Source organism: Acidovorax sp. GW821-FHT10E03, from assembly GCF_059415205.1.
On sequence record NZ_JBWKMU010000006.1, the window covers coordinates 57,129 to 79,647 of the forward strand.

Sequence of the window (22,519 nt, forward strand, 5' to 3'; positions counted from 1 at the left end):
CGGAGCGCAGATGTGCCGCGGGCCGTGCGGCATCCGCCGGGGCAAAAGCCGCCAGCGCGGGGGACCGCGCTCCGGGCTCCAGGCCGCCGGTGGAGGGGCGGGGGCGCCGCCCCGGTAAAATGCCGGGTTTCCCCTGAACCTCCCACCCTGAACCCTCCCCCATGGCCAACACCCAGCAATCCCAACAGATGGCAAATGCGATCCGCGCATTGGCCATGGACGCCGTTCAACAAGCCAACTCCGGCCACCCCGGCGCCCCGATGGGCATGGCCGACATGGCCGTGGCGCTGTGGAGCCGCCACCTCAAGCACAACCCCACGAATCCCCAGTGGTTCGACCGCGACCGCTTCGTGCTCTCCAACGGCCACGGCTCGATGCTGCTGTACGCGCTGCTGCACCTCACCGGCTACGACCTGCCCATTGGCGAACTCAAGAACTTCCGCCAGCTGCACAGCAAGACGCCAGGACACCCCGAAGTGGGCTACACCGCTGGCGTGGAAACCACCACCGGCCCGCTGGGCCAGGGCATCACCAATGCCGTGGGCTTCGCGCTGGCCGAAAAGCTGCTGGCCTCCGAGTTCAACCGCGAAGGCCACGCGGTGGTGGACCACAACACCTACGTGTTCCTGGGCGACGGCTGCCTGATGGAAGGCATCAGCCACGAGGCCGTGTCGCTGGCTGGCGCCTGGAAGCTCAACAAGCTGATCGCGCTGTATGACGACAACGGCATCAGCATCGACGGCCAGGTCGCCCCCTGGTTCGCCGACAACACCCCCCTGCGCTTCGTGGCCAGCGGCTGGAACGTGATCGGCCCCATCGACGGCCACGACGCCGACAAGGTGGCCGCCGCCATCGTGGAAGCCAAGAAGCAGACCGAGCGCCCCACCCTCATCGTGTGCAAGACGCACATCGGCAAGGGCAGCCCGAACCGCGCCAACACCGCCAAGGCCCACGGCGAGCCGCTGGGCGCGGAAGAAATCAAGCTCACGCGCGAAGCCCTGGGCTGGACCAGCGAGCCCTTCGTGGTCCCGGACGACGTGTACGCCGGCTGGGATGCCAAGGCCAACGGCCAGGCTGCAGAGGCCGCGTGGAACGAGCGCTTTGCCGCCTACAGCGCCGCCTTCCCCGAGCTGGCCGCCGAACTCACGCGCCGCATGGAGGGCAACCTGCCCGCCAACTTCGCGCAAGTGGCCGTGGACGCCGTGGTGGCGGCCCACACCAAGGGCGAGACCGTGGCCAGCCGCAAGGCGAGCCAGCTGGCGCTGGAAGCCTTCACCGCCGCGCTGCCCGAACTGCTGGGTGGCAGCGCCGACCTGACGGGCTCCAACCTCACCAACACCAAGAGCACCCCCAACCTGCGTTTTGACATGCAGGGCCACGTGGTGCAGGCCACGCTGGAAAACGGCCAGAAGATCGGCGGGCGCCACATCAACTACGGCGTGCGCGAGTTCGGCATGGCCGCGATCATGAACGGCATCGCGCTGCACGGCGGCTTCATTCCCTACGGCGGCACCTTCCTCACGTTCAGCGACTACAGCCGCAACGCCATCCGCATGGCCGCGCTGATGAAGCAGCGCGTGATCCACGTGTTCACGCACGACTCCATCGGCCTGGGCGAAGACGGCCCCACCCACCAGTCCATCGAGCACGCCGCCAGCCTGCGTTTGATCCCCAACCTGGATGTGTGGCGCCCCGGTGACACGGCCGAAACCGCCGTGGCCTGGAGCGTGGCCCTGTCCAACAAGGACAAGCCCACCGCGCTGCTGCTGTCGCGCCAGAACCTGCCCTACGCGCCCAAGCGCGACCTGGGCGACATCTCGCGCGGCGCCTACGTGCTCTCCGAACCCGCGGATGTCGGCATCAAGAAGAAGGCCGTGGCCGTGATCATCGCCACCGGCTCCGAAGTGCAGCTGGCGCTCAAGGCCCAGCGCCTGCTGGCCGACAAGAAGATCGCCGTGCGCGTGGTCTCCATGCCCAGCACGACCACGTTCGACCGCGAAGACGCCAAGTACAAGGGCAGCGTGCTGCCCGCCGGCGTGCCCCGCGTGGCCGTGGAGATGGGCGTGACCGACGGCTGGTGGAAGTACGGCTGCGCCGCCGTGGTGGGCATCGACACCTACGGCGAATCGGCCCCGGCGCCCGTGCTGTTCAAGCACTTCGGCTTCACCGAAGAGAACGTGGCCGACGCGGTGCTGGTCGCCATTGGCGCCGCACGGCTCAAGCCCGCCAAGAAGGCCAAGGCCCGCTGAGACTCCTCCCCGCCCGCTGCGTGCCCACTGCTGCAGCGGGCGCGCCCCGGCAGATTCCTGATTTCGACTTTGCAACCTTGGAGAGACACCCTATGACGATCAAGATTGGTATCAACGGCTTTGGCCGCATCGGCCGCAACGTGCTGCGCTCGGCCATCCAGAACTTCAGCGACATCGAAGTCGTGGGCATCAACGACCTGCTGGAGCCGGAGTACCTCGCGTACATGCTGCAGTACGACTCGGTGCACGGTCGCTTCAAGGGCGAAGTCTCGGTGGACGGCAACACCCTGGTCGTCAATGGCAAGAAGATCCGCCTGACGCAAGAGCGCGACCCCGCCAACCTCAAGTGGAACGAAGTCGGCGCCGACGTGGTGATCGAATCCACCGGCCTGTTCCTGGACAAGGTCACCGCGCAAAAGCACATCGATGCCGGAGCCAGGAAGGTCATCCTGTCGGCCCCGTCCAAGGACGACACGCCCATGTTCGTGTTCGGCGTGAACCACGACACCTACGCCGGCCAGGCCATCGTGTCCAACGCCTCGTGCACCACCAACTGCCTGGCCCCCGTGGCCAAGGTGCTCAACGACAAGTGGGGCATCAAGCGCGGCCTGATGACCACGGTGCACGCCGCCACCGCCACGCAAAAGACCGTGGACGGCCCGTCCAACAAGGACTGGCGCGGCGGCCGCGGCATCCTGGAAAACATCATCCCCTCGAGCACCGGCGCCGCCAAGGCCGTGGGCGTGGTGATCCCGGCGCTGAACAAGAAGCTGACCGGCATGTCCTTCCGCGTGCCCACCAGCGACGTGTCGGTGGTCGACCTGACGGTGGAGCTGGACAAGGCTGCCACCTATGAGGAAATCAAGGCCGAGATGAAGGCCCAGTCCGAAGGCGCGCTCAAGGGCGTGCTGGGCTACACCGAGGACAAGGTGGTGGCCACCGACTTCCGTGGCGACACCCGCACGTCCATCTTCGACGCCGACGCCGGCATCGCGCTGGACGGCACCTTCGTGAAGGTCGTGAGCTGGTACGACAACGAATGGGGCTACTCGAACAAGTGCCTGGAAATGGTGCGCGTTGTTTCCAAGTAAGCGTTACCCTTGAGAATGAAGAAGCATTAGAAGCAACTACCCTGTTCAAGCCGGCCGCCTGCAAAGGCTGCCGGCTTTTTTTTGCCCCCCGCCTGCCCCGCGGTGCGCGGCAGGCCACCGCCTCAACGCGCGGCCACGGACGCGGCGGCGGCCGCCGCAGCAGCAGCACCAGCCAGCGGCGCCGGGCCCTGGGACTGCGCAGGCGCGCTGGCGATGTGCACCGTGCTGGTGGGAAAGGCAAACTCCACCCCCATGGCCTTGAACTCGCGCATGAGGCCCAGATTGATGGACTGCTGCAGGTCCATGTAGAGGTTGAACGCCGGGTCCTGGACGATGTAGACCACCTCGTAGTCCAGCGAACTCGCGCCAAACGCCTTGAAGTGCGCGCGGTCGAAGCGCAGCTCCGGATGGGCGTCGATGAGCTTGCGCACCACGCCCGGGATTGCCTCGGCCTGCTCGGGCGTGGTGTTGTACGACACACCGAAGCCGAACACGATGCGCCGCTTCTCCAGCATGCGGTAGTTGCTGATGGTCTGCTTGAGCAGGTCGGTGTTGGACATCACGATCTGCTCGCCCTGCAGGCTGCGGATGCGCGTGGTCTTCAGCCCGATCACCTGCACCGTGCCCGAGACGCTGCCGACCACGATGAAATCGCCCACCTCGAAGGGCTTGTCCACCGCGATCGCGAGCGAGGCGAACAGGTCGCCCAGGATGTTCTGCACCGCCAGCGCCACGGCGATGCCCCCCACCCCCAGGCTGGCGATGAAGGCCGTGATGTTCACGCCCACGTTGGACAGGATGGCCAGCAGCACCACGCTCCACAGCAGCGTGCGCAGCCCCCAGGACAACAGCGTGGCGGAGGCGCTGACCTGGGTCATGCCCGTGGACGAATGGCGTTCCACATACCGCCGCACGCCCATGCCGATGGCCCGCATGCCCCACAGGCCCATCTGCAGCGCAAGGGCGACAAACCACAGCTGGCTGAGCCGGCTTTCCCAGCGGCCCGGCAGCTCCAGCAGGCTCGCGCCCACCAGCAGGGCCACGACCACCATGAGCAGGCGGCTCGTGCCCTCCAGCACCTCCACCACGGTGTGCGCCGCCGCGCTGCCGGACTGCGTGGCCCACACCCTGGCACGGCCCGTGAGCAGATGCAGCACCAGCAGGATGCCCACATAGGTCGTGGCGGCGGCGGCCAGCGCCACCATCAGGCTCCACAGCGGAACGCCCACGAAGGTCGTCTCGCGGATCCAGGTTGAGAAGGTCGATGGCGGCATGGTTGTTTCTCCTTGGTGGGGCGGCGGGCGCGGCACGCGCGCCGGGCTGCGGCGCGTGGCCCGCTTGCAGGCCTGCGTGGGCGCGGGTGCGGCCGCCGATGGCCGATGGCCGATGGCAGTGGCGCGCGGTGGACTGATTGATCGACAGCCATCGCCGCGCAGAGTTCCCGCACCCTTGCTCGGCAAGGCCGCCAGCACCTGAGCGAGGGACGGGTGAAGCGGTGGACGACGCCCGGCACAGGCCCGGCCACGCCCCACGCAAATTGCAAGCGTTCGTAAGACATGGCCCACAGGAATACAGAGGCAGTGCCTACGCGGGCGGCGGGCCGCGCGGCGAACAATGCATTCATCAAAAAGCTGGCATGCATTGCCTGGCGCCGCGCCCCCTGCCCAGTGAGGCGCGCAACGCGCCGGGGCATGCCCACCAACAATCCACCCGCTCAGGAGGTCTCCACACCATGCACCCATCCACCCCCCTCCGTCTCACGGCCGCAGCCCTCGCGCTGGGCGCCCTGGCAGCGTGCTCGTCCACGCCCCCGCCCACTGAACAGATGGCCGTCACCCGCACCACGGTGAACCGCGTGGCGGCGGCGCCGGCGACGGCCACCAGCGCCCCCGTGGACCTGCAGCGTGCGCAGGAAAAACTCATCCTCGCCGAGAAGGCGATGGCCCAGCAGGACTACAAGAACGCCCGGCGCCTGGCGGCCGAGGCCGAGGTCGACGCCCGCGTGGCCGAGACCCGTGCCGACGCGGCACGCAATGCGACCAACCTTGCCCAGGTCCAGGACAGCATCCGCGCGCTGCAGGAAGAAATCAACCGCCGGTCCCCCCGCTGAGGGCCGAGGGCTCCTGACCACGCCGCCCGCACCGCGGGCCGCTCTTGACCTTTGAAGGACACCACACCATGCACCGATTGATCCAACGTACCACTGCCCTGTGCACCAGCCTCATCGCCGTGGGGCTGCTCGCGGCCTGTGCCAGCACCGCGCCGTTCCCGGCCCTGGAGCAGGCCCGCTCCGCCGTGAGCGCCGTCGCCGGCGACCCCATCGTGAACCAGTACGCCCCCGTGGAACTGAAGGAAGCGACCGACGCTCTGGCCCGCGCCGACCGCGAATGGGCCGACGACCACGACGAATCGGAAACCAACCACCTGGCCTACATCGCACGCCAGCGCGCCGAGATCGCCACGAACGCGGCACGCTCGCGCCAGCTGGACGCCAGCATCCAGCAAGCCAGCGGCGACGCCGACCGCATCCGCCTGCAGGCCCGCACCCAGGAGGCCGACCAGGCCCGCCTGCGCGCCCAGCAGGCCCAGGCCCAGGCCATGAGCGCCGAGCAACGCGCCGCCCAGCAGCAGGCCAACGCCACCGCTGCCATGGCCCAGGCCAGCGCCGCACAGGACCGCGTGCGCGCACTGGAAGCCCAGCTGCGCGACATGGAAGCCCAGCAGACCGAGCGCGGGCTGCTCGTGACGCTGGGCGACGTGCTGTTTGCCTTCAACAAGGCGGAGCTGTCGGCCCAGGCCGGCCCCCGCCTGGACAAGCTGGCCAGCTTCCTCAAGCAGTTCCCGGACCGCAAGCTGCTCATCGAGGGCTACACCGACAGCGTGGGCTCCGACGGCTACAACCAGGACCTGTCGGACCGCCGCGCCCAGTCCGTGCGCGACGCGCTGGTGCAGCGCGGCGTGGACAACAGCCGCATCACCGCGCGCGGCTACGGCAAGGCCCACCCCGTGGCCGACAACGCATCGCCGGAAGGCCGCGCCATGAACCGCCGCGTGGAGATCGTGATCGCCGACGACAAGGGCACCCTGCGCGGCCGTTGAGCCCCTGGGGCGCCCGATCCCTCGGCGGACAGGCCGGGGGACGGCAAGGTCACCAGATCCCGCCAGCGTGCCGAACGAACAAGCCCTGGAGCAGTGATGCTCCAGGGCTTTTTCCTTTCAGGAAGCGCAGCCTTTGAACGTGGCCGCGAGCGGAGGTCTGCGAGGTGTTTGTGACCGCGGAATGCCGCAGCCCGCCTGGTGAGATGGGCGAGAGCCCTCGTGCCTGTGCCTGGCTTAGCCTGCCGAGGACCGACCGGCCGAGACGGCGCTCTGCCGCGCCTTGTTCAATTCGCTCAGGTACGAGCCCGGAATCTGCTGCACCTCCTGCACGGGTCCGAGCACGCTGATGCGCGCGCCGTCCACGGCCACCTGCAATCCCGCCGGCACCGCAAGGAACTGGATCAGGTCGGGGCGGTGCACGCCCAGCTGGTACAGGGAGGTCTTCATGAAGCGTGCCGGATCCTCAAGGCGTGCCTCGTCGTCCAGGTCCGAGAGCCACCAGCCGGAATCCGCCGCGTCGACGGGGTCGTTTCGGGTCAGCAGGATTCGACGGGCTTCCTGGTAGTTCACGTGCACGACGGCGCTTTGGCGAAGCGACGGAAAGTCCGGCGCGATGGACGGGGAGAGGCTCTCCACAACGTCTTTCTGGTTGCGCAGCTGCATGAGCGTGTTGTCGACCGAATCGACGAACTTCACGGGCACCACCTGCATGTCGGGCTCCAGCACCCGCAGGAATCCTGCGGGCCCCTCTTCCAGCATCGTGAACATCCAGCCGACCTGCAGGCTCTCGCCACCGCGGAACTTCTCGCCCCGGGCGACCCGTTGCTCGAAGAACTGCAGCAGGAAGGAGATGTCCTCCACCGGCACCGCGCTGTTCGACACGCGGATCTGGAACTCGGGATGGCCGTACAGCTTGCACCGGGAAGTGGCGTGCACGGATGGCGTGTCCAGCCGCGCCGGTGCAGGCTTGCGGCCGAATGTCGAGAGGATGGAGCGCAGGGACATTTTTTTCAGGTGCGGCTGGGCGGCCCAGGGCGGCCGGGCGTCGTCCGTGGCGCCCGCCAGGCGGTCCGGGGCCGCAGGACGACTTACACCGCGTGGCTTTCGAACGTCTCGGTGTCCACCTCGCTCGCGCTCTGCGCGCTGTAGCGCGGGCCCACCACGGTGCGCTCGTTGATCAGTGCATCCAGCCGCGCGAGCACCGTGGCATCGAGCCGCACACCGGCCGCGCCCACATCGTCCCGCAGGTGCTCCACGCTGGTCGTCCCGGGGATGGGAATGATGTGCCCGCCCTGGTGCAGCAGCCAGGCCAGCGCCAGCTGCGCCGGCGTGCAGCCCACTTCGCGCGCGATGGCCTGGTAGCCGTCCAGCAGCTGCAGGTTGGCGGCGTAGGCATCGGGCGCGAAGCGGGGCATGGCGCGGCGGATGTCCTTGGGGTCGAGGGCGGAGACGTCCCTGAGTTCGCCGCACAGAAAGCCCCGCGCCACGGGGCTGAAGGCCACGAAGGCCGCGCCCAGGTCGCGGCAGGCGTCGAGCACGGCGATCTCGGGGTTGCGTGTCCACAGCGAATACTCGGTCTGCACCGCCGCGACGGGGTGCACCGTGTGCGCGCGGCGCAGGGTGGCGGCCGACACTTCGGACAGGCCGATGCTGCGGATCTTGCCCGCGCGCACCAGGTCGGCCAATGCGCCCACGCTGTCCTCGATGGGCACCTTCTTGTCCCAGCGGTGCAGGTAGTACAGGTCGATCACGTCGGTCTGCAGGCGGCGCAGGCTGTCCTCGCAGGTCTGGCGCAGCGTGGCGGGGCGGCCGTCGATCACGCGCACCAGCTTGCCGTCGCCGTTCACGTCCACGCCCTGCATGCCGCATTTGCTGGCCAGGGTGAAGCGGCTGCGGTGGCTTTTCATCACGCGGCCCACCAGCGTTTCGTTGGCGCCGAAGCCGTACAGCGTGGCGGTGTCGAACAGCGTCACGCCCGCATCGAGCGCGGCCAGCAGCACGCGCTCGCCCTGCTCGGCCGACACGGGCGCGCCGTAGGCGTGCGAGAGGTTCATGCAGCCCAGGCCGATGGCCGAGACGGAGAAAGGTCCAAGGTTTCTTTGTTGCATGGCGCAAGCTTACGGCATGCATGCACCCCGCGCCGCACGGCCGCTACGCGGCGTGCTCACTCCCAGAAGCTGTCCGTGGTGCGCGCGCGCACGCGCTGCACGCTGTACCGCGCAATCTGTTCGATCAGCTCTGCCGGCAGCGGCTGGTCGTAGGGCAGCACGATGGTGCCCTTGGTCGTCCTGACGGCCTGCAGCGCCTGCCCGAAATGCGCGAGTGCCGCAGCGGGCGGCGCAAAGCTCGCATGCGCCTTGTGCGCCGAAAAGGCGTACACGAAGCGCGGCTCGATGAAGAACGGCGTGTTCCACTTGATGGCTTCCTCGGCCTGCGGCGCGGCGCGCTTCAGGATGGCGTACAGCGCATGCAGCAGCGGCTGGCCCGCCTTGGGGGCGGCCGCGATGTAGTCCGCGATGGTGGTGGGTTGGGAGGGCGCGGGCGGGGCCATGGTGGGCGAGGTCCTTTCAGGCCGAAGGTGTAGCAGCATCGCCCGCGCGGGGGCGCCGGGTCCACAGGTCGATCCGCTCGCCGGCCACCGAGGCCGCCAGCAGCTGCGCAAACCGCGCCGCGCGGGTTTCAGGCCGCTTGGCCGACGTCACCCAGTGCAGCATGGACTTGCGGTAGCCCGCGGGGGCGGCCTCGAAGAACTGCCATGCCTTCTTGTGGCGTTTGAACTCGCGCGACTGCGCGGCGGGCAGCTCGGCCACTGCGGCCTGTTCGTGCGAGTAGATCGCGGACTTGTCGGCCTTGCGGTGGCTGAAGGCCGCCAGGCCCGCGGGCGTCATGCGGCCGGCGGCCTTCAGCTGCTCCATCTTGGCGATGTTCACCGCGCTCCAGACGGACGATGGCTTGCGCGGCGTGAAGCGGATGGAATAGGTGTGCTCGTCGATGCGCCGGCGCACGCCGTCGATCCAGCCAAAACACAGCGCCTCGTCCACCGACTCGGACCAGGTCATGCACGGGCGGCCCGAGCCGACCTTGTGGAAGCCCACGAGCAGTTCGGGCGCGTGTGCCGCATGGGCTTGCAGCCACTGGCGGAAGGCAGCGGAGGTGGCAAAGAAGGCAGGCGTGGTCATGGGGTGCCATTGTTGCCAACATCCGCGCGCACGGATAGCCGGCCATGGCGCGCCGGCCACGGAGGCCGCGGTGGTTTGCTGCGCCGGGTCGGCGCGATACATTACGCGAAGCCGCGCGCACCGCAGCGGCCCATCCCGCCCAGGAGAAGCGCCATGCCTTCCGCCATCTACGCAGCCTTCTTCTTCACTGTCGCCATGCTCGTCACCACCGCCTACTTCCTGCTGGGCGGCCTGCCGCTGCTGATCCTCCAGCACGACGAGCCGCTCGACGCCCGGTTCGTGCGCGGTTTCTTCAATGTCTACTACAAGGCTGCATTTTGGGTGGCCCTGTGCGCGTCGGCCAGCTACGCGCTGTGGGGACAGTGGGCCTATGCCGCTGGCGCGGCGGCCATGGCAGCGGTTTCCACGGCCTTGCGCAAGCGCCTGGTGCCCGCCATGCAGCAACTGGGCAGCCAGATAGAAGCCAGGAACGGCGGGGCGGTGCAGCGGTTCCGCCGGGTGCATGCCACCGCGCTGCTCGTCAATCTTGCCCAGCTGGTGGTGCTTGTCTGGGGGCTCATCGCGCTGTCCCGGTCCCTGTGACAGCCCGCGCCTGCCGGCCGCGTGGTGCCGGTGGCGTCAGGCCCCGCGGCCGGGGGTGCCCAGCACCAGCGGCTTGCGGAACACGCAGTTGCGCTGTTCCACAACGAAGCCGCAGTCCGTATAGACGCGCAGCGCGCCGCTCGCATTCTCACTGTCCACCCCCAGCCCGGACTCCTGCATGCCTGCATCGGCCTGGACGCGCAGGCTGCGCGCAATCAGGGCCCGCGCCAGGCCGCGGCGCCGCCAGCGCTCGCCCACGCTGATGAATTCCGTCCATCCGCGCTGGCGGCCATTGCCCGCGTTCCATGTGGTGTCGATGTAGGTGCGCACCTGGCCCGCCACCTCGTTCATCCGCACGTCCCAGGCCACCTGCCACAGGTGCGGCTGGAAGACCGGGCTGGCCAGCCAGCGCTGGTAGTCCGCCTCGTCGGGCGGTGCATAGCCCCAGTGCGCATGGAAAGCGCGGGCATGCGCATCCCAGATGGCGCGGTAGTGGCCGGGCTGCACCGCACGCACTTCCAGGCCGGCAGGCAGCGCAAAGTCGGCAATGGCCTGCAGCGTGGGGCGGCCCATGGTGAAGAAATAGCGCTCGGGCCGGTAGCCCGCTTTTTCCAGCAGCGCCGCACGTGCGGTTTCGCCCTCTGTGACGAAGGCGTGATGCGCATGCGGGCCGGCCTGGCCCAGGGCCGCCGCCATCTCGCGCTGGCGCGCCTCCAGCCACGCATGCAGCCGTGCGCCGATGCCCTGCCGGCGCCACCGCGGCGCAACGACCGCAAACTGCCCGTAGAGCTGCAGCCCATCGGCCTGTGCCCAATGCCAGGCACGCACATAGCCAGCGATCTCATCGCCCGCCTGCGCGATCCACACGTCCTGCTGCGGCACGCACTGGGTGAACGCGGCGTAGTCCCGCGCCACGTCCTCCACGGTGCGAAAGAACCGGGTCTGGTCGGCGGCAAAGCTGGCGTTCGCACAGGCGACCATGGCCGGAAAATCCGAGGCCCCGGCAAAAGCCCGGAATGTCACGTGCTGCGGTGGTTGCATCGGGATGGGCTCCTGGGGCGGTGTGTCCGGGGTGTGAGGGCATGGCAAGCCTGGCATTGTGGCCAGCGCACCCTGTGTGCCACCTTAAGACGCAGCCACACGTTTTATATATAATTCGTATACGTTTTGTATAGAGATCATCCATGGGTATCGTCAAGATTTCAGACCAGATGCACGAAAACCTGCGTGTCGCAGGCACCGCGCTGAGCCGCTCCATCAACGCGCAGGCCGAGCACTGGATGCGGGTGGGCATGCTGACCGAGATGCACCCGGAGCTCGACCACCGCGAGATCTGCCAGTTGCTGGTGCGGGCCGAACTGGCGGGTGGCTTCGATATCGGCATGGCGGTGAACGGCCTGCCGGCCAAGCCCCGCGCCGTGGCCAACGGGAAGCACTGATGGCGCGCGACGTTCCCATCCGGTCTGCGGACGAGCTGGCACAGTCCCGGCGCGCCGCGCAGCTGGCCGCCGAGGTGCTGCACATGATCGAGCCCCACGTGGTGCCCGGCGTGAGCACCGAGGAACTGGACCGCATCTGCCACGACCACATCGTGAACGTGCAGGGCGCGGTGCCGGCCAACGTGGGCTACCTGGGGTATCCCAAGACCATCCTCACTTCCGTCAACCAGGTGGTCTGCCACGGCATTCCGTCGCACGACAAGATCCTGAAGAAGGGCGACATCGTCAACATCGACGTGGCCGTGATCAAGGACGGCTGGTACGGCGACACCAGCCGCATGTACTTCGTCGGTGCGCCCAGCACGCTCGCCCGGCGCCTGGTGGAAACAACGTACGAAGCCCTGTGCGCAGGCATCCGGCAGGTGCGGCCCGGCGCCACGCTGGGCGACGTCGGCCACGCGATCCAGACCGTGGCGCAGCGCGAGCGCTTCAGCGTGGTGCGCGAATACTGCGGCCACGGCATCGGACAGGTCTACCACGACGTGCCCAACGTGCTGCACTACGGCCAGCGCGGCACCGGGCTCACGCTCGAGGCCGGCATGGTCTTCACCATCGAGCCCATGCTCAACGCGGGCGGCCGCGAGACCAAGGAGCTGGCAGACGGCTGGACCGTGGTGACCAAGGACCGGTCGCTGTCCGCGCAATGGGAGCACATGGTGGCGGTGACGCCCGACGGGTACGAAGTGCTCACGGCCTGGCCGGGCGGCACGGGCAGCTACGCACCGATCTGACCGCCGGCTTCAGCCAGGGGCACTGCGTGTGCAGGACGCCCGGGCAAGAAAAAAGCAGCTATCGATTCGATAGCTGCCCGCGCGCTCCTAATGAGCGCAGGGGGCCTATCCAGCCCCATAAACCCAACTTCAGCCCGCGTTGAGCTGCTGCTCCAGGTCGTGCAGCACCTCGTAGCAGGCGAGCACGCGGCTCACGCTGGAGTTGGGCTCGCGGCCTTCGCGGATGGCGGCGAAGAACTCGCGGTCCTGCAGCTCGATGCCGTTCATCGACACGTCGACATGGCTCACGTCGATCTTCTCGTCCTTGCCGTTGTACAGGTCGTCGTAGCGCGCCAGGTACGTTGCCGTGTCGCCGATGTAGCGGAAGTACGTGCCCAGCGGGCCGTCGTTGTTGAACGAGAGCGACAGCGTGCAGATGGCGCCGTTCTCGGCCTTGAGCTGGATGCTCATGTCCATCGCAATGCCCAGCACCGGGTGGATCGGGCCCTGGATGGCGTTGGCCTTCACGATGGGGCTGCCCGCCTGGTACGCGAACAGGTCCACGGTGTGGGCGGCGTGGTGCCACAGCAGGTGGTCCGTCCAGCTGCGCGCCTGGCCCAGCGCGTTGGTGTTGGTGCGGCGAAAGAAGTAGGTCTGCACATCCATCTGCTGGATGTTGAACTCGCCGGCCTGGATCTTCCGGTGCACGTACTGGTGGCTGGGGTTGAAGCGGCGCGTGTGGCCGCACATGGCCACCAGGCCTTTTTCCTTTTGCGCGGCGACGACCTGCTGCGCGCCCTTCAGGCTGTCGGCCAGCGGGATCTCCACCTGCACGTGCTTGCCGGCCTTCAGGCATGCGATGCTCTGCTCGGCGTGCATCTGCGTGGGCGTGCACAGGATCACCGCGTCCACCTCGGGCAGGGCCAGGCTGTCGGCCAGGTCGGTGGTGACATGGCCGATGCCGTACTTGGCGGCGACTTCCTTCGTTTTGTCGAGGTCGCGGCTGATCAACGAAACGACTTCCACGCCGTCGATGTTCTGGATGCCGTCCAGGTGCTTGATGCCGAAGGCACCCGCGCCCGCAAGCGCTACTTTGATGGTCTTGGTCATGTCAGGTGTTCTCCAGGATCAGGTGGCCCACGGCCGTGTTGGATGCGGGCACATGGTAGAAGCGGTGCACCAGCTTCGGGGGCTTGCCGCCGGCCACGTCGGCCATGGCGCCGCGCGCGATGAGCCACATCACGAGTTCGATGCCCTCGCTGCCCGCCTCGCGCACGTAGTCGATGTGCGGGATGCTGGCGGCGGCCTCGGGGTCGCTGATGAGCTTGTCGAGGAAGGCGTTGTCGAAGTCCTTGTTGATCAGGCCCGCGCGCGGGCCCTGCAGCTGGTGGCTCATGCCGCCCGTGCCCCAGATGTGCACGTTGACGTCTTCGTCGTAGCTCTCCACGGCCTTGCGGATCGCCTGGCCCAGGTTGTAGCAACGGCGGCCGCTGGGCACGGGGTACTGCACCACGTTGACCGCGAACGGGATCACCGGGCAGGGCCAGGCTCCGTCCACCGGATCCTGCGGGCCGCACATGAGCGACAGCGGCACCGTGAGGCCGTGGTCCACGTCCATGCGGTTGACGATGGTGAGGTCGAAATCCTGCTGGATGACCGACTGCGCGATGTGCGAGGCCAGGTCCGGGTGGCCGATGACCTTGGGCACGGGGCGCGGGCCCCAGCCCTCGTCGGCGGGCTGGTACTCGGCGGCGGTGCCGATGGCGAAGGTGGGGATCATCTCCAGGCTGAAGGCCGTGGCATGGTCGTTGTAGACGAGGAAGATGACGTCGGGCTTGTTGTCCTTCATCCACTGCTTGGAGAAGTCATAGCCCGCGAACAGCGGCTTCCAGTAGTCCTCTTGCGTCTTGCCCAGATCGAGCGCGGCACCGATGGCGGGCACGTGCGAGGTGAAGACGGAGGCGGTGATACGCGCCATGTTCAGTTTCCTTTCTTTCCCGCAGCACCCTGCGGCTGGCGGTGCGCCTGGGCATCGCCGTCTTCGCCGATGACGCGGTTGCCCTGCGCCGACCGGCCGCCGCTGACCATCATGGCGCGGTACTCGTCCTCGGTCATTCCGGTCATGGAGCCGGCCATCTGCTGGAAGCTCTTGCCATCGGTGGCACCGATCTTGGCCAGGAAGTAGATGTTGCCGCCCAGGCGGATGCACCAGTTGAGGTCGCGCGCGAGCACGGCCTGCTTCTGTTCCTCGGTCATCGCCCACTCGTCGAGGTAGGCGCGCTCGTCGGCCTTGAAGCGGGCGCGGTTGTCGGCCTTCATGAGGCTCATGCAGAACTGGTTGAGCCAGTAGCCCTTGCGGCTTTGCTCTGCATCGAAGATGGTCGTGCCGGGCACGTCCAGGTAGGGTTTGTCGAGGGACATGGCGTCAGCCCTTTTCTTCTTCCGGCCAGTACAGCCGCATGGGATTGTCCACCAGCAGTTTTTGCTGCAGCCCGGCCGTGGTGGCGATGTGCGGGATGAAGTCCACCAGCAGGCCGTCGTCGGGCATGTGGTCCTTGAGGTTGGGGTGTGGCCAGTCGGTGCCCCAGAGCACGCGGTCCGGGAACTCCTCGACCACGCGGCGCGCGAATGGCACCACGTCGCGGTAGGCGGCCTGCTCGCCATCGAGCGCCTTGGGCCCGGCCACGCTCAGGCGCTCGGGGCAGCTGACCTTGCTCCACACATTGGGGTGCTGGCGCATGAATTTCAGGAACAGCTCGAACTCGGGCCCGTCCACGGGCTTGGTCACGTCAGGGCGGCCCATGTGGTCCACCACCACCGTGGTGGGCAGTGCGGTGAAGAAATCCCACAGCTCGGGCAGGTCCACCGCCTCGAAGTAGATCACCACGTGCCAGCCGAGCTTGGCGATGCGCGCCGCGATCTCCATGAGCTCGTCCTTGGGCGTGAAGTCCACCAGGCGCTTGACGAAATTGAAGCGCACGCCGCGCACGCCGGCGTCGTGCATGGCCTGCAGCTCCTCGTCGCTCACCGAGCGGCGCACCGTGGCCACGCCGCGCGCCTTGCCGCCCGAGTGCACGAGCGCATCGACCATGGCGCGGTTGTCCGCGCCATGGCAGGTGGCCTGCACCACCACGTTGCGCGCGAAGCCCAGGTGGTCGCGCAGCGCATAGAGCTGCTGCTTGCTGGCGTCGCAGGGCGTGTACTTGCGCTCGGGCGCGTAGGGAAATTCGGCGCCGGGGCCGAACACGTGGCAGTGCGCGTCCACGGCGCCCGCGGGCACCTGGAAGCGCGGCTTGCTCGGGCCGGCGTACCAGTCGAGCCAGCCAGGGGTCTTGGTGAATTCACTCATGTGCGTGCTCCTTGCGTTTCGCTCCGATCAATCCAGCGACACATTGGCCTTCCTGATCACGTCGCCAAAGCGCTGGCTCTCGTCCTTCACGAACTGGGCGAACTGCGCACGCGTGGTGGGGAACTGCTCGTAGCCGAAGGTCTTGAACTTCTCGGCCACATCGGCACCCGTCAGGGCCTGCTCGATGTCGCGCTTGATCTTGTCGGTGACGGCCGCGGGCAGGCCGGGCGGCACGGCGATGGCGTTCCAGCCGGTCACGGCGAAGTCCTTGGGGCCACCGGCTTCGGCCACGGTGGGCACGTCGGGGAACTCGGCCGACCGCTGGGGGCCGGCGAACGCCAGCAGGCGCAGCTTGCCCGCGCGGTACAGCGGCCCGGCGGTGGCGGCGCTGCCCAAGGCGAAGTCGATGTCGCCGGTGGCGACCGAGGTGTACAGCTGCGTGGTCTCCTTGAAGATCACGTGCTCCATCTGCGTGCCGGTGGCGCTCTCGAACAGCTCGGAGCCCAGGTGCACGGGGTTGCCCACCGACCAGGAGCCGTAGTTGAGCTTGCCCGGGCGGGCCTTGGCGTCGGCCACGATGTCGCCCACGGTCTTGTACTTGCTGCCCGTGCCCACGGTGAAGAAGAAGTGGGTCTTGAACAGCGGCAGCAGCGTGTCGAAGTCCTTGGCCACGTCGTAGGGCAGCTTCTTGAACAGGCTGGGGTAGGCGGCCAGGTGCACGTTGTCCAGCACGATCAGGTCGTGGCCGTCCTTGGCACCGCGCTTGAAGGCATCGATGGCGATGAAGCCGTTGCCGCCGGGGCGGTTCTCGACCACCACGGGCTGGTTCCAGATGCGGCCCAGCTTCTCGGCCACGATGCGCGCCACGCCGTCGGGACCACCGCCCACGGGGAAGGGCGTGATGATGCGCACGGGCTTGGTAGGGAAGGCCTGGGCGTGTGCGCCGTGGGACGCGAGGCCCAGGGTGGCGGCCAGGCCCAGGGCCAAGGCAAGACTGCGACGCAGGGGGGACAAGGTGCGAAAGGTCATGGGATGCAGAAAAAAAGAATGCTATAAATTCAATAGCTTCCAGCGCTTTCCAGTAAAGCGTTAGAGGCCTGAAAGATTCAAAACTGGCGTGTCAGTCGATGTACCTGAGGCCCGCCTTCTCCAGGCCGGGGCGCATGTTGTACATATCCAGGCCCAGCACGCCCGAAGCGAGCTTGGCGCGCTTTTCGCCTTCGAAGCTCTCGCGCTTTTGCGCGGCTTCCAGCGTGGCGGCGGCACGTGCGGCGGGCACGCAGACCACGCCGTCGTCATCGGCCACGATCACGTCGCCCGGCGTGACGAGCGCACCGGCGCACACCACGGGGATGTTCACCGAGCCCAGCGTGGCCTTGATCGTGCCCTTGCTGCTGATGGCGCGGCTCCACACGGGGAAGTTCATCTCCTGCAGCGTCTTCACGTCGCGCACGCCGGCGTCGATGATGAGCGCGCGGGCGCCACGGGCCTGGAAGGACGTGGCCAGCAGGTCGCCGAAGTAGCCATCGGTGCATTCGGAGGTGACGGCCGCCACCACGATGTCGCCGGGCTGGATCTGCTCGGCCGCCACATGCATCATCCAGTTGTCGCCGGGCTGCAGCAGCACGGTCACGGCCGTGCCGCTGACCTGCTGGCCGCCGTAGATGGGCCGCATGTACGGCTTGAGCAGGCCCACGCGGCCCATGGCCTCGTGCACGGTGGCCGAGCCCAAAGCGGCCAGGCCGTCGGCGGCCGCGCGGTCGGCGCGGGTGATGTTGCGGTAGACAACGCCTAGTTCGTACATGTCAGAGCCCCTTTGCCTTCAGGCGTGCATCGAGTCGGGAGAACACGCGGCGCGTGTTGGCTTCGTAGATCTGGTGCTTGTCTTCGGCACTGAGGATCGTGGACGCCTCGATGTAGCGCTTGGTGTCGTCGTAGTAGTTGCCGGTGGTCGGGTCGATGCCGCGCACCGCGCCGATCATTTCGCTGGCGAACAGCACGTTCTTCACCGGGATCACCGTGTTCAGCAGGTCGATGCCGGGCTGGTGGTACACGCAGGTGTCGAAGAACACGTTGTTCATCAGGTGCTCGTCGAGCAGCGGCTTCTTCATCTCTTGCGCCAGCCCCCGGAAACGGCCCCAGTGGTAGGGCACCGCGCCGCCGCCGTGCGGGATCAGGAACTTGAGCGTGGGGAAGTCCTTGAACAAATCGCCCTGGATCAGCTGCATGAAGGCCGTGGTGTCGGCGTTCAGGTAGTGCGCGCCCGTGGTGTGGAAGCACGCGTTGCAGCTGGTGCTCACGTGGATCATGGCGGGCAGGTCGTACTCCACCATCTTTTCGTAGATGGGGTACCAGTGCTTGTCGGTCAGCGGCGGGCTGGTCCAGTGGCCGCCCGAGGGGTCGGGGTTCAGGTTGATGCCGACGGCGCCGTATTCGTGCACGCACTTCTCCAGCTCGGGGATGCAGGTGGCGGGATCGACACCGGGGCTTTGCGGCAGCATGGCCACGGGCACGAAATGGTCGGGGAACAGCGTGGAGACGCGGTAGCACAGCTCGTTGCAGATGGCGGCCCAGGTGCTCGACACGTTGAAGTCGCCGATGTGGTGGGCCATGAAGCTGGCGCGCGGGCTGAACAGCGTGATGTCGCTGCCGCGCTCCTTCATCAGCTTGAGCTGGTTGGTCTCTATGGATTCGCGCAGCTCGTCGTCGCTGATGTGCAGGTCTGCCACTTTGGGCATGGCGGCTGGGTCTTTGATGCCGGCGATCTGCGCATTGCGCCAGTTCTCCAGCGCCTTGGGGGCCGTGGTGTAGTGGCCGTGGCAGTCGATGATGAGGCTCATGTCTCGGTTCTCCTTATGTCTATGTCAGTTCTTCGCACCGGCCCGCAAAGCCCGCAAGCCTTGCCGCTGGCACGACGTCATCGCGAGGGACGCCAAGCAAGGGCCGCCCCGCAGCGAGGGCGTCGTCCCCCTTCCCGCAGCGCGCAGCGGTGCGAGAGAAGGGGGAAGGCGCGAAGCGCCTCGGGGGGTTGTTCCTCATACAGGCTCCATGCCCTGCTTGCGCTTGGCATCTGCAGCCTGTGGCGACGCCATGTAGACCAGCAGTTCGCGCGCGGCATCGGCCTGCTGCGACAACGCGCCGATCCCAGCGGAAAACGTGGTCGTGATCTGGATGGCGGGCGGCAGCGGCCCGACGATGGTGATGCCCTGCACGTGCAGCAGCTCGCTCAATTGCTGAAAACCGAGTTCCACCTCGCCCTTGGCCACCAGCGAGCCCACGGGCACGCCGGGCGGGGCCTGCACCATGCGGCCGGCGATCTCATCAGCGATGCCCCAGCGCTCGAACAGTTTTGCCAGCGCCACGCCGCTCGGGCCGGTGGAATAGCTGATGCTGCGCGCCGCCAGCACGGCCTGGCGCACGGCGTCTTCGGAGCCGATGTCCGGCAGCGGCGCACCGGCGGGCACGGCCACCGCCACGCCCGAATGCACCAGGTCCACCACGCTGCCGGGCACGATGCAGCCCGCGGCCAGCAGCCTGGCGATGGCGTCGGAGGCGAGCACCACCACATCGAAGGCCTCGCCGGCCAACACGCGCTGGGCGGCGTCCACACCGCCCACCGCCTCGATGCTGGCGCGGTGACCGGTCGCCTCCTCATAGCCGGAGGTCAGCTCGGCCAGCACCTGGCGGGTGGCCATGGACGAGATTCCGCGAAGGTGTTGGGGCATGACGGGCGTCGATTGGAAAGGGGACAACAAGGCTGCGGCACAGGCGGCGGTGCCGCTGTGTAGGCCGATTCTGGGTGAAGGCAAGTTATACAAAAAGTAGGCACACCATCTATCAGGTATATCATTTACCGATAGGAAACACTCCCCTCTGTCGACCCCCATGGACCTCAAGCAGCTGGAATACTTTGTGCGCGTGGCCGAGCTGGGCAGCTTCACCCGCGCGGCCGCCGCGCTGGACGTGGCGCAGTCGGCGCTGAGCCGCCAGATCCGCCTGCTGGAGGTGGAGCTGCGCCAGAACCTGCTGGTGCGCAACGGCCGGGGCGCCACGCCCACCGAGGCGGGCAAGCTGCTGGTGGAGCACGGGCGCGGCATCCTGCACCAGATGGCGCGGGCGCGCGAAGACATGGACCGCATGCGCGGCGGGCTGTCGGGCCGCGTGGCCATCGGCCTGCCCAACAGCGTGGCGCGGGTGATGACGGTGCCGCTGACCCGCGCGTTCCGCCAGGAGCTGCCCGAGGCGCGCCTGTCCATCAGCGAGGGGCTCTCGGGCGCCATCCTGGAGGGGCTGGTCAGCGGGCGCCTGGACATCGTGGTGCTCTACAACGCCCAGCCCTCGCGCGACATCGATGTGTCGCACCTCATCGACGAAGACCTGGTGCTGGTGCGCGTGCGCCCGCCCGGCCTGGCCGAAGACCCGCCGCCCGGCCCCATCCCGCTGGCCGAGGTGGCGCGGCTGCCGCTGATCATCCCGTCGCGCCCGAACGCCATCCGCATGCATGTGGAATCGGAAATGGCCAGCATCGGCTGCCGCCCCGAGGTGGCGCTGGAGATCGACGGCGTCTCCGCCATCCTGGACCTGGTGGCCGACGGCGCGGGCTGCGCGGTGCTGTCGCGCAATGCGCTGCTCAACTCGCCCCGGCCTTCGGCCTATACCGCCCAGGTCATCGGCACGCCTGGCAAGCCACCGCTGCGCATCGCGCTGTCGCTGGCCACCAGCCTGCAGCGGCCGGCCACGCAGGTGCAAAAGGCGGCGCTGGACCTGATCCAGCGCACCGTGCCGCTGGTTTTCGAGCCTACCTAGAACGGTCCCCCGAGGGAGTGCGGGCCGCAAGCAAGGCATCCGCGTAGTCCTGCCAGCGCGCGCCTTGGGCCACGTCCGCAAACGCGCCCGTGGCGGCCAGGTCGGCCACCCACTGCTGCTTGGCGGCAATGGCCGATGCCATCACGGGCTCCATGCCCGCTTCGCGCACGGTGTGGGCGGACTCGCGCATTTCCTCCGCGCGGCGTTGGCCGTGCTGCGCCACGCGGCTCAGGAAGTACGCGCCCTGCGCGCTCCAGTCGATGCCGGGAAAGGTCTCCTGCAGCGTGGGCAGCACCTGGTCTTCCACACCGTAGTGGCGGGCCGTGGCGTAGCTCTCGGCCACCAGCGCCTCCAGGCCCTTGATCATGATGCTGCGGCACATCTTGATGGCGCTGGCGATGCCCAGTTGCGCGCTCACCGGCTTGGCATCCATGCCCCAGCGGCCCAGCACCTCCGCCAGCGCGGCGGCCTGTGCGCCGCCCAGCAGCATGGGAACGCGGATGCCATGGGGCGGCACCGAGGTCATCACGCCCGCCTCCACGTAGTGCGCGCCGCGCGCATCCACCAGCGCGGCCGCCTGCTGCTTGGTGCCGGGCGATGCGGAATTCAGGTCGAGGAACACCGTGCCCGCGCGCAGGTGCGGTGCGGCCGCTGCGGCCACGGCCAGCGTGCTGGAGGCAGTGACGGCCGAGATGACAAGGTCCGAGCGCCCGCACAGCTCGCGCACCGAGGCCGTGGCCACGACGCCCGCCCGGTCTGCGTGCGCGCGCTCTGCGGACGCGGTGCGATCGTCCCCGAACTTCAGGTCCCAGGCAGCGATGCTCGCCACGCCCGGCTGGCCCTTGAGGCCCGTGCCGAAAATCTTGCCCACCTCGCCGTAGCCAATGAGGCCGATGTGTTCAATCTGCAGGTTCATCTTTTGCCTCCGTGTCGACGCAGCCCCCGGGCGCACCATGCGCCTTGCGGAGCGCCCTACTGCCGCGCGATCTTGGCCCGGGCGATCACATCGGCCCAGCGCCGCGCGTCGGCCGCCAGGTGTTCGCTGGCCTGCGCGGGCGTGCTGCCCTGGGCCTGCAGGTTCAGCTCCAGCAGGCGTTTTTTCACGTCGGGCTGGGCCAGGGCCGCCTGCACTTCGCGCGAGAGCCGCTCCACCACGGCGGGCGGTGTGCGCGCGGGCACGGCCAGGCCGTTCCAGGACGTGACGTTGAAGTCCTCCAGCGGGCCGCCGCTTTCGCGCACCGTGGGCACACCGGGCAGCTGCGGCGCGCGCCGGGCGCCCAGCACGGCCAGCGGGCGCAGGGCCTTGGCGGCGACCTGCGGCATCAGAGCGCCGAGGATGTCCACCATGGCGTCCACCTCGCCGCCGCGCACGGCCGTGATGACCGGCGGCGTGCCGTTGAAGGGCACCACCTGGGCGTCGATGCCGGCGGTCACCTTGAAGAGTTCGGCCGCCAGGTTCTGCGTGGTGCCGATCTGCGGCGTGCCGATGTTGAGCTTGCCCGGGTGGGCGCGGCCGTAGGCCAGCAGGTCCGCCAGGGTGGAAAAGCGCCCGCCTTCGCGCACGACGATCGCGAGGTCGAAGGTGGCCAGCAGGGACACCGGCGCGAAGTCCTTGAGGGTGTCGAAAGGCAGCGAATGGAACAGCGCGGCGCTCACCGCCGTGCCGCTGCTGATGAGCAGCAGCGTGTGGCCGTCGGGCTCGGCACGCGCCACCAGTTCGCCCGCCACCACGCCGCCGGCGCTGGGCTTGTTCTCGATCACCACGCTCTGCCCCAGGGGGCCCGCGATTTTCTGGCCCACCGTGCGCGCCGTGATGTCGGCCGCGCCGCCCGCGGCGTTGGGCACCACGATGCGGAGGGGGCGCGAGGGGAACGCCGGCTGCTGCGCCTGGCTCCCGGCCGCGAAAGGCACGGCGCACAACGCCAGCAGGGTTCTGCGGTGCAGGAAGGCCATGG

24 protein-coding genes are annotated in these 22,519 nt (G+C 68.2%); 8 read left to right on the plus strand and 16 right to left on the minus strand.

What is annotated here, in order from left to right:
* Nucleotides 1-161: 161 nt before the first annotated feature.
* Nucleotides 162-2,249: a transketolase gene (tkt, locus tag AC07OD_RS11825; RefSeq protein ID WP_494596786.1), complete on the plus strand. Its 2,088-nt coding sequence runs from the start codon at nt 162-164 to the stop codon at nt 2,247-2,249.
* A 92-nt stretch (nt 2,250-2,341) separates the two neighbouring features.
* Complete coding sequence (gene gap, locus AC07OD_RS11830; protein ID WP_218297892.1) at nt 2,342-3,340, plus strand: type I glyceraldehyde-3-phosphate dehydrogenase; 999 nt, start codon at nt 2,342-2,344, stop codon at nt 3,338-3,340.
* A 122-nt stretch (nt 3,341-3,462) separates the two neighbouring features.
* On the opposite strand, the gene AC07OD_RS11835 is transcribed toward gap, so the two are convergent.
* Nucleotides 3,463-4,614, minus strand: coding sequence for a mechanosensitive ion channel family protein (locus tag AC07OD_RS11835; RefSeq protein WP_494596788.1), 1,152 nt, complete (start codon nt 4,612-4,614; stop codon nt 3,463-3,465).
* A gap of 458 nt (nt 4,615-5,072) precedes the next feature.
* Here AC07OD_RS11835 and AC07OD_RS11840 point away from each other — a divergent pair, with 458 nt between their 5' ends.
* Nucleotides 5,073-5,450 (plus strand): DUF4398 domain-containing protein, encoded by a 378-nt coding sequence (locus AC07OD_RS11840; protein WP_218341771.1) that lies wholly within the window; start codon nt 5,073-5,075, stop codon nt 5,448-5,450.
* A gap of 68 nt (nt 5,451-5,518) precedes the next feature.
* Nucleotides 5,519-6,439: an OmpA family protein gene (locus AC07OD_RS11845; protein WP_494596791.1), complete on the plus strand. Its 921-nt coding sequence runs from the start codon at nt 5,519-5,521 to the stop codon at nt 6,437-6,439.
* A gap of 234 nt (nt 6,440-6,673) precedes the next feature.
* Here AC07OD_RS11845 and AC07OD_RS11850 read toward each other — a convergent pair whose 3' ends face one another.
* The 4 genes from AC07OD_RS11850 to AC07OD_RS11865 form a co-directional block, all read right to left on the minus strand.
* On the minus strand, nt 6,674-7,444 hold the full coding sequence (locus AC07OD_RS11850; protein WP_494596793.1) for an immunity protein Imm33 domain-containing protein: 771 nt from the start codon (nt 7,442-7,444) through the stop codon (nt 6,674-6,676).
* Nucleotides 7,445-7,527: 83 nt separating this feature from the next.
* Nucleotides 7,528-8,547, minus strand: coding sequence for an aldo/keto reductase (locus tag AC07OD_RS11855; protein WP_494596795.1), 1,020 nt, complete (start codon nt 8,545-8,547; stop codon nt 7,528-7,530).
* 56 nt (nt 8,548-8,603) lie between these two features.
* Nucleotides 8,604-8,990: an iron chaperone gene (locus AC07OD_RS11860; RefSeq protein WP_492254132.1), complete on the minus strand. Its 387-nt coding sequence runs from the start codon at nt 8,988-8,990 to the stop codon at nt 8,604-8,606.
* 16 nt (nt 8,991-9,006) lie between these two features.
* Nucleotides 9,007-9,618, minus strand: coding sequence for a YdeI/OmpD-associated family protein (locus tag AC07OD_RS11865; RefSeq protein ID WP_494596798.1), 612 nt, complete (start codon nt 9,616-9,618; stop codon nt 9,007-9,009).
* Nucleotides 9,619-9,771: 153 nt separating this feature from the next.
* Between AC07OD_RS11865 and AC07OD_RS11870 the strand changes: the two genes are divergently transcribed.
* A complete protein-coding gene (locus AC07OD_RS11870) occupies nt 9,772-10,200 on the plus strand; it encodes a hypothetical protein (protein ID WP_218297901.1) in 429 nt (142 codons plus the stop codon).
* Between the two features lie 36 nt (nt 10,201-10,236).
* Here AC07OD_RS11870 and AC07OD_RS11875 read toward each other — a convergent pair whose 3' ends face one another.
* Nucleotides 10,237-11,241 carry a GNAT family N-acetyltransferase gene (locus AC07OD_RS11875; protein WP_494596800.1) on the minus strand — a complete coding sequence of 335 codons (1,005 nt, stop codon included), beginning with the start codon at nt 11,239-11,241 and terminating at the stop codon, nt 10,237-10,239.
* A gap of 143 nt (nt 11,242-11,384) precedes the next feature.
* Here AC07OD_RS11875 and AC07OD_RS11880 point away from each other — a divergent pair, with 143 nt between their 5' ends.
* A complete protein-coding gene (locus AC07OD_RS11880; RefSeq protein ID WP_369643656.1) occupies nt 11,385-11,639 on the plus strand; it encodes a ParD-like family protein in 255 nt (84 codons plus the stop codon).
* Nucleotides 11,639-12,430 carry a type I methionyl aminopeptidase gene (gene map / locus AC07OD_RS11885; protein ID WP_494596802.1) on the plus strand — a complete coding sequence of 264 codons (792 nt, stop codon included), beginning with the start codon at nt 11,639-11,641 and terminating at the stop codon, nt 12,428-12,430. The genes AC07OD_RS11880 and map overlap by 1 nt, the downstream gene beginning before the upstream one ends.
* A gap of 129 nt (nt 12,431-12,559) precedes the next feature.
* Here the strand turns inward: map and AC07OD_RS11890 are convergent, their stop codons facing one another.
* The 8 genes from AC07OD_RS11890 to AC07OD_RS11925 form a co-directional block, all read right to left on the minus strand.
* Nucleotides 12,560-13,519, minus strand: a complete 960-nt coding sequence (locus AC07OD_RS11890) for a Gfo/Idh/MocA family oxidoreductase (protein ID WP_494596804.1) — start codon at nt 13,517-13,519, stop codon at nt 12,560-12,562.
* A gap of 1 nt (nt 13,520) precedes the next feature.
* The gene (locus AC07OD_RS11895; RefSeq protein ID WP_218297905.1) at nt 13,521-14,387 is read right to left on the minus strand and encodes a class III extradiol dioxygenase subunit beta; all 867 of its coding nucleotides are present in this window, start codon (nt 14,385-14,387) and stop codon (nt 13,521-13,523) included.
* A gap of 2 nt (nt 14,388-14,389) precedes the next feature.
* Entirely contained in the window at nt 14,390-14,830 is a 441-nt protein-coding gene (gene ligA, locus AC07OD_RS11900; RefSeq protein WP_492806592.1) for a protocatechuate 4,5-dioxygenase subunit alpha, read from the minus strand.
* A gap of 4 nt (nt 14,831-14,834) precedes the next feature.
* Nucleotides 14,835-15,758 carry an amidohydrolase family protein gene (locus tag AC07OD_RS11905; protein ID WP_218297907.1) on the minus strand — a complete coding sequence of 308 codons (924 nt, stop codon included), beginning with the start codon at nt 15,756-15,758 and terminating at the stop codon, nt 14,835-14,837.
* Between the two features lie 27 nt (nt 15,759-15,785).
* Nucleotides 15,786-16,787: a Bug family tripartite tricarboxylate transporter substrate binding protein gene (locus AC07OD_RS11910; protein WP_218297908.1), complete on the minus strand. Its 1,002-nt coding sequence runs from the start codon at nt 16,785-16,787 to the stop codon at nt 15,786-15,788.
* A 91-nt stretch (nt 16,788-16,878) separates the two neighbouring features.
* Nucleotides 16,879-17,562 carry a 4-carboxy-4-hydroxy-2-oxoadipate aldolase/oxaloacetate decarboxylase gene (gene ligK / locus AC07OD_RS11915; RefSeq protein WP_218297909.1) on the minus strand — a complete coding sequence of 228 codons (684 nt, stop codon included), beginning with the start codon at nt 17,560-17,562 and terminating at the stop codon, nt 16,879-16,881.
* Nucleotide 17,563: 1 nt separating this feature from the next.
* The gene (locus AC07OD_RS11920; RefSeq protein WP_494596808.1) at nt 17,564-18,598 is read right to left on the minus strand and encodes an amidohydrolase family protein; all 1,035 of its coding nucleotides are present in this window, start codon (nt 18,596-18,598) and stop codon (nt 17,564-17,566) included.
* A 195-nt stretch (nt 18,599-18,793) separates the two neighbouring features.
* Nucleotides 18,794-19,453 carry a substrate-binding domain-containing protein gene (locus AC07OD_RS11925; RefSeq protein ID WP_494596810.1) on the minus strand — a complete coding sequence of 220 codons (660 nt, stop codon included), beginning with the start codon at nt 19,451-19,453 and terminating at the stop codon, nt 18,794-18,796.
* Between the two features lie 190 nt (nt 19,454-19,643).
* Between AC07OD_RS11925 and AC07OD_RS11930 the strand changes: the two genes are divergently transcribed.
* Nucleotides 19,644-20,564, plus strand: coding sequence for a LysR substrate-binding domain-containing protein (locus AC07OD_RS11930; RefSeq protein ID WP_218297912.1), 921 nt, complete (start codon nt 19,644-19,646; stop codon nt 20,562-20,564).
* On the opposite strand, the gene AC07OD_RS11935 is transcribed toward AC07OD_RS11930, so the two are convergent.
* Nucleotides 20,557-21,474, minus strand: a complete 918-nt coding sequence (locus AC07OD_RS11935) for a DUF1932 domain-containing protein (protein WP_494597031.1) — start codon at nt 21,472-21,474, stop codon at nt 20,557-20,559. The genes AC07OD_RS11930 and AC07OD_RS11935 overlap by 8 nt on opposite strands.
* A 62-nt stretch (nt 21,475-21,536) precedes the next feature.
* Entirely contained in the window at nt 21,537-22,517 is a 981-nt protein-coding gene (locus tag AC07OD_RS11940; protein ID WP_494596811.1) for a Bug family tripartite tricarboxylate transporter substrate binding protein, read from the minus strand.
* Nucleotides 22,518-22,519 lie beyond the last annotated feature (2 nt).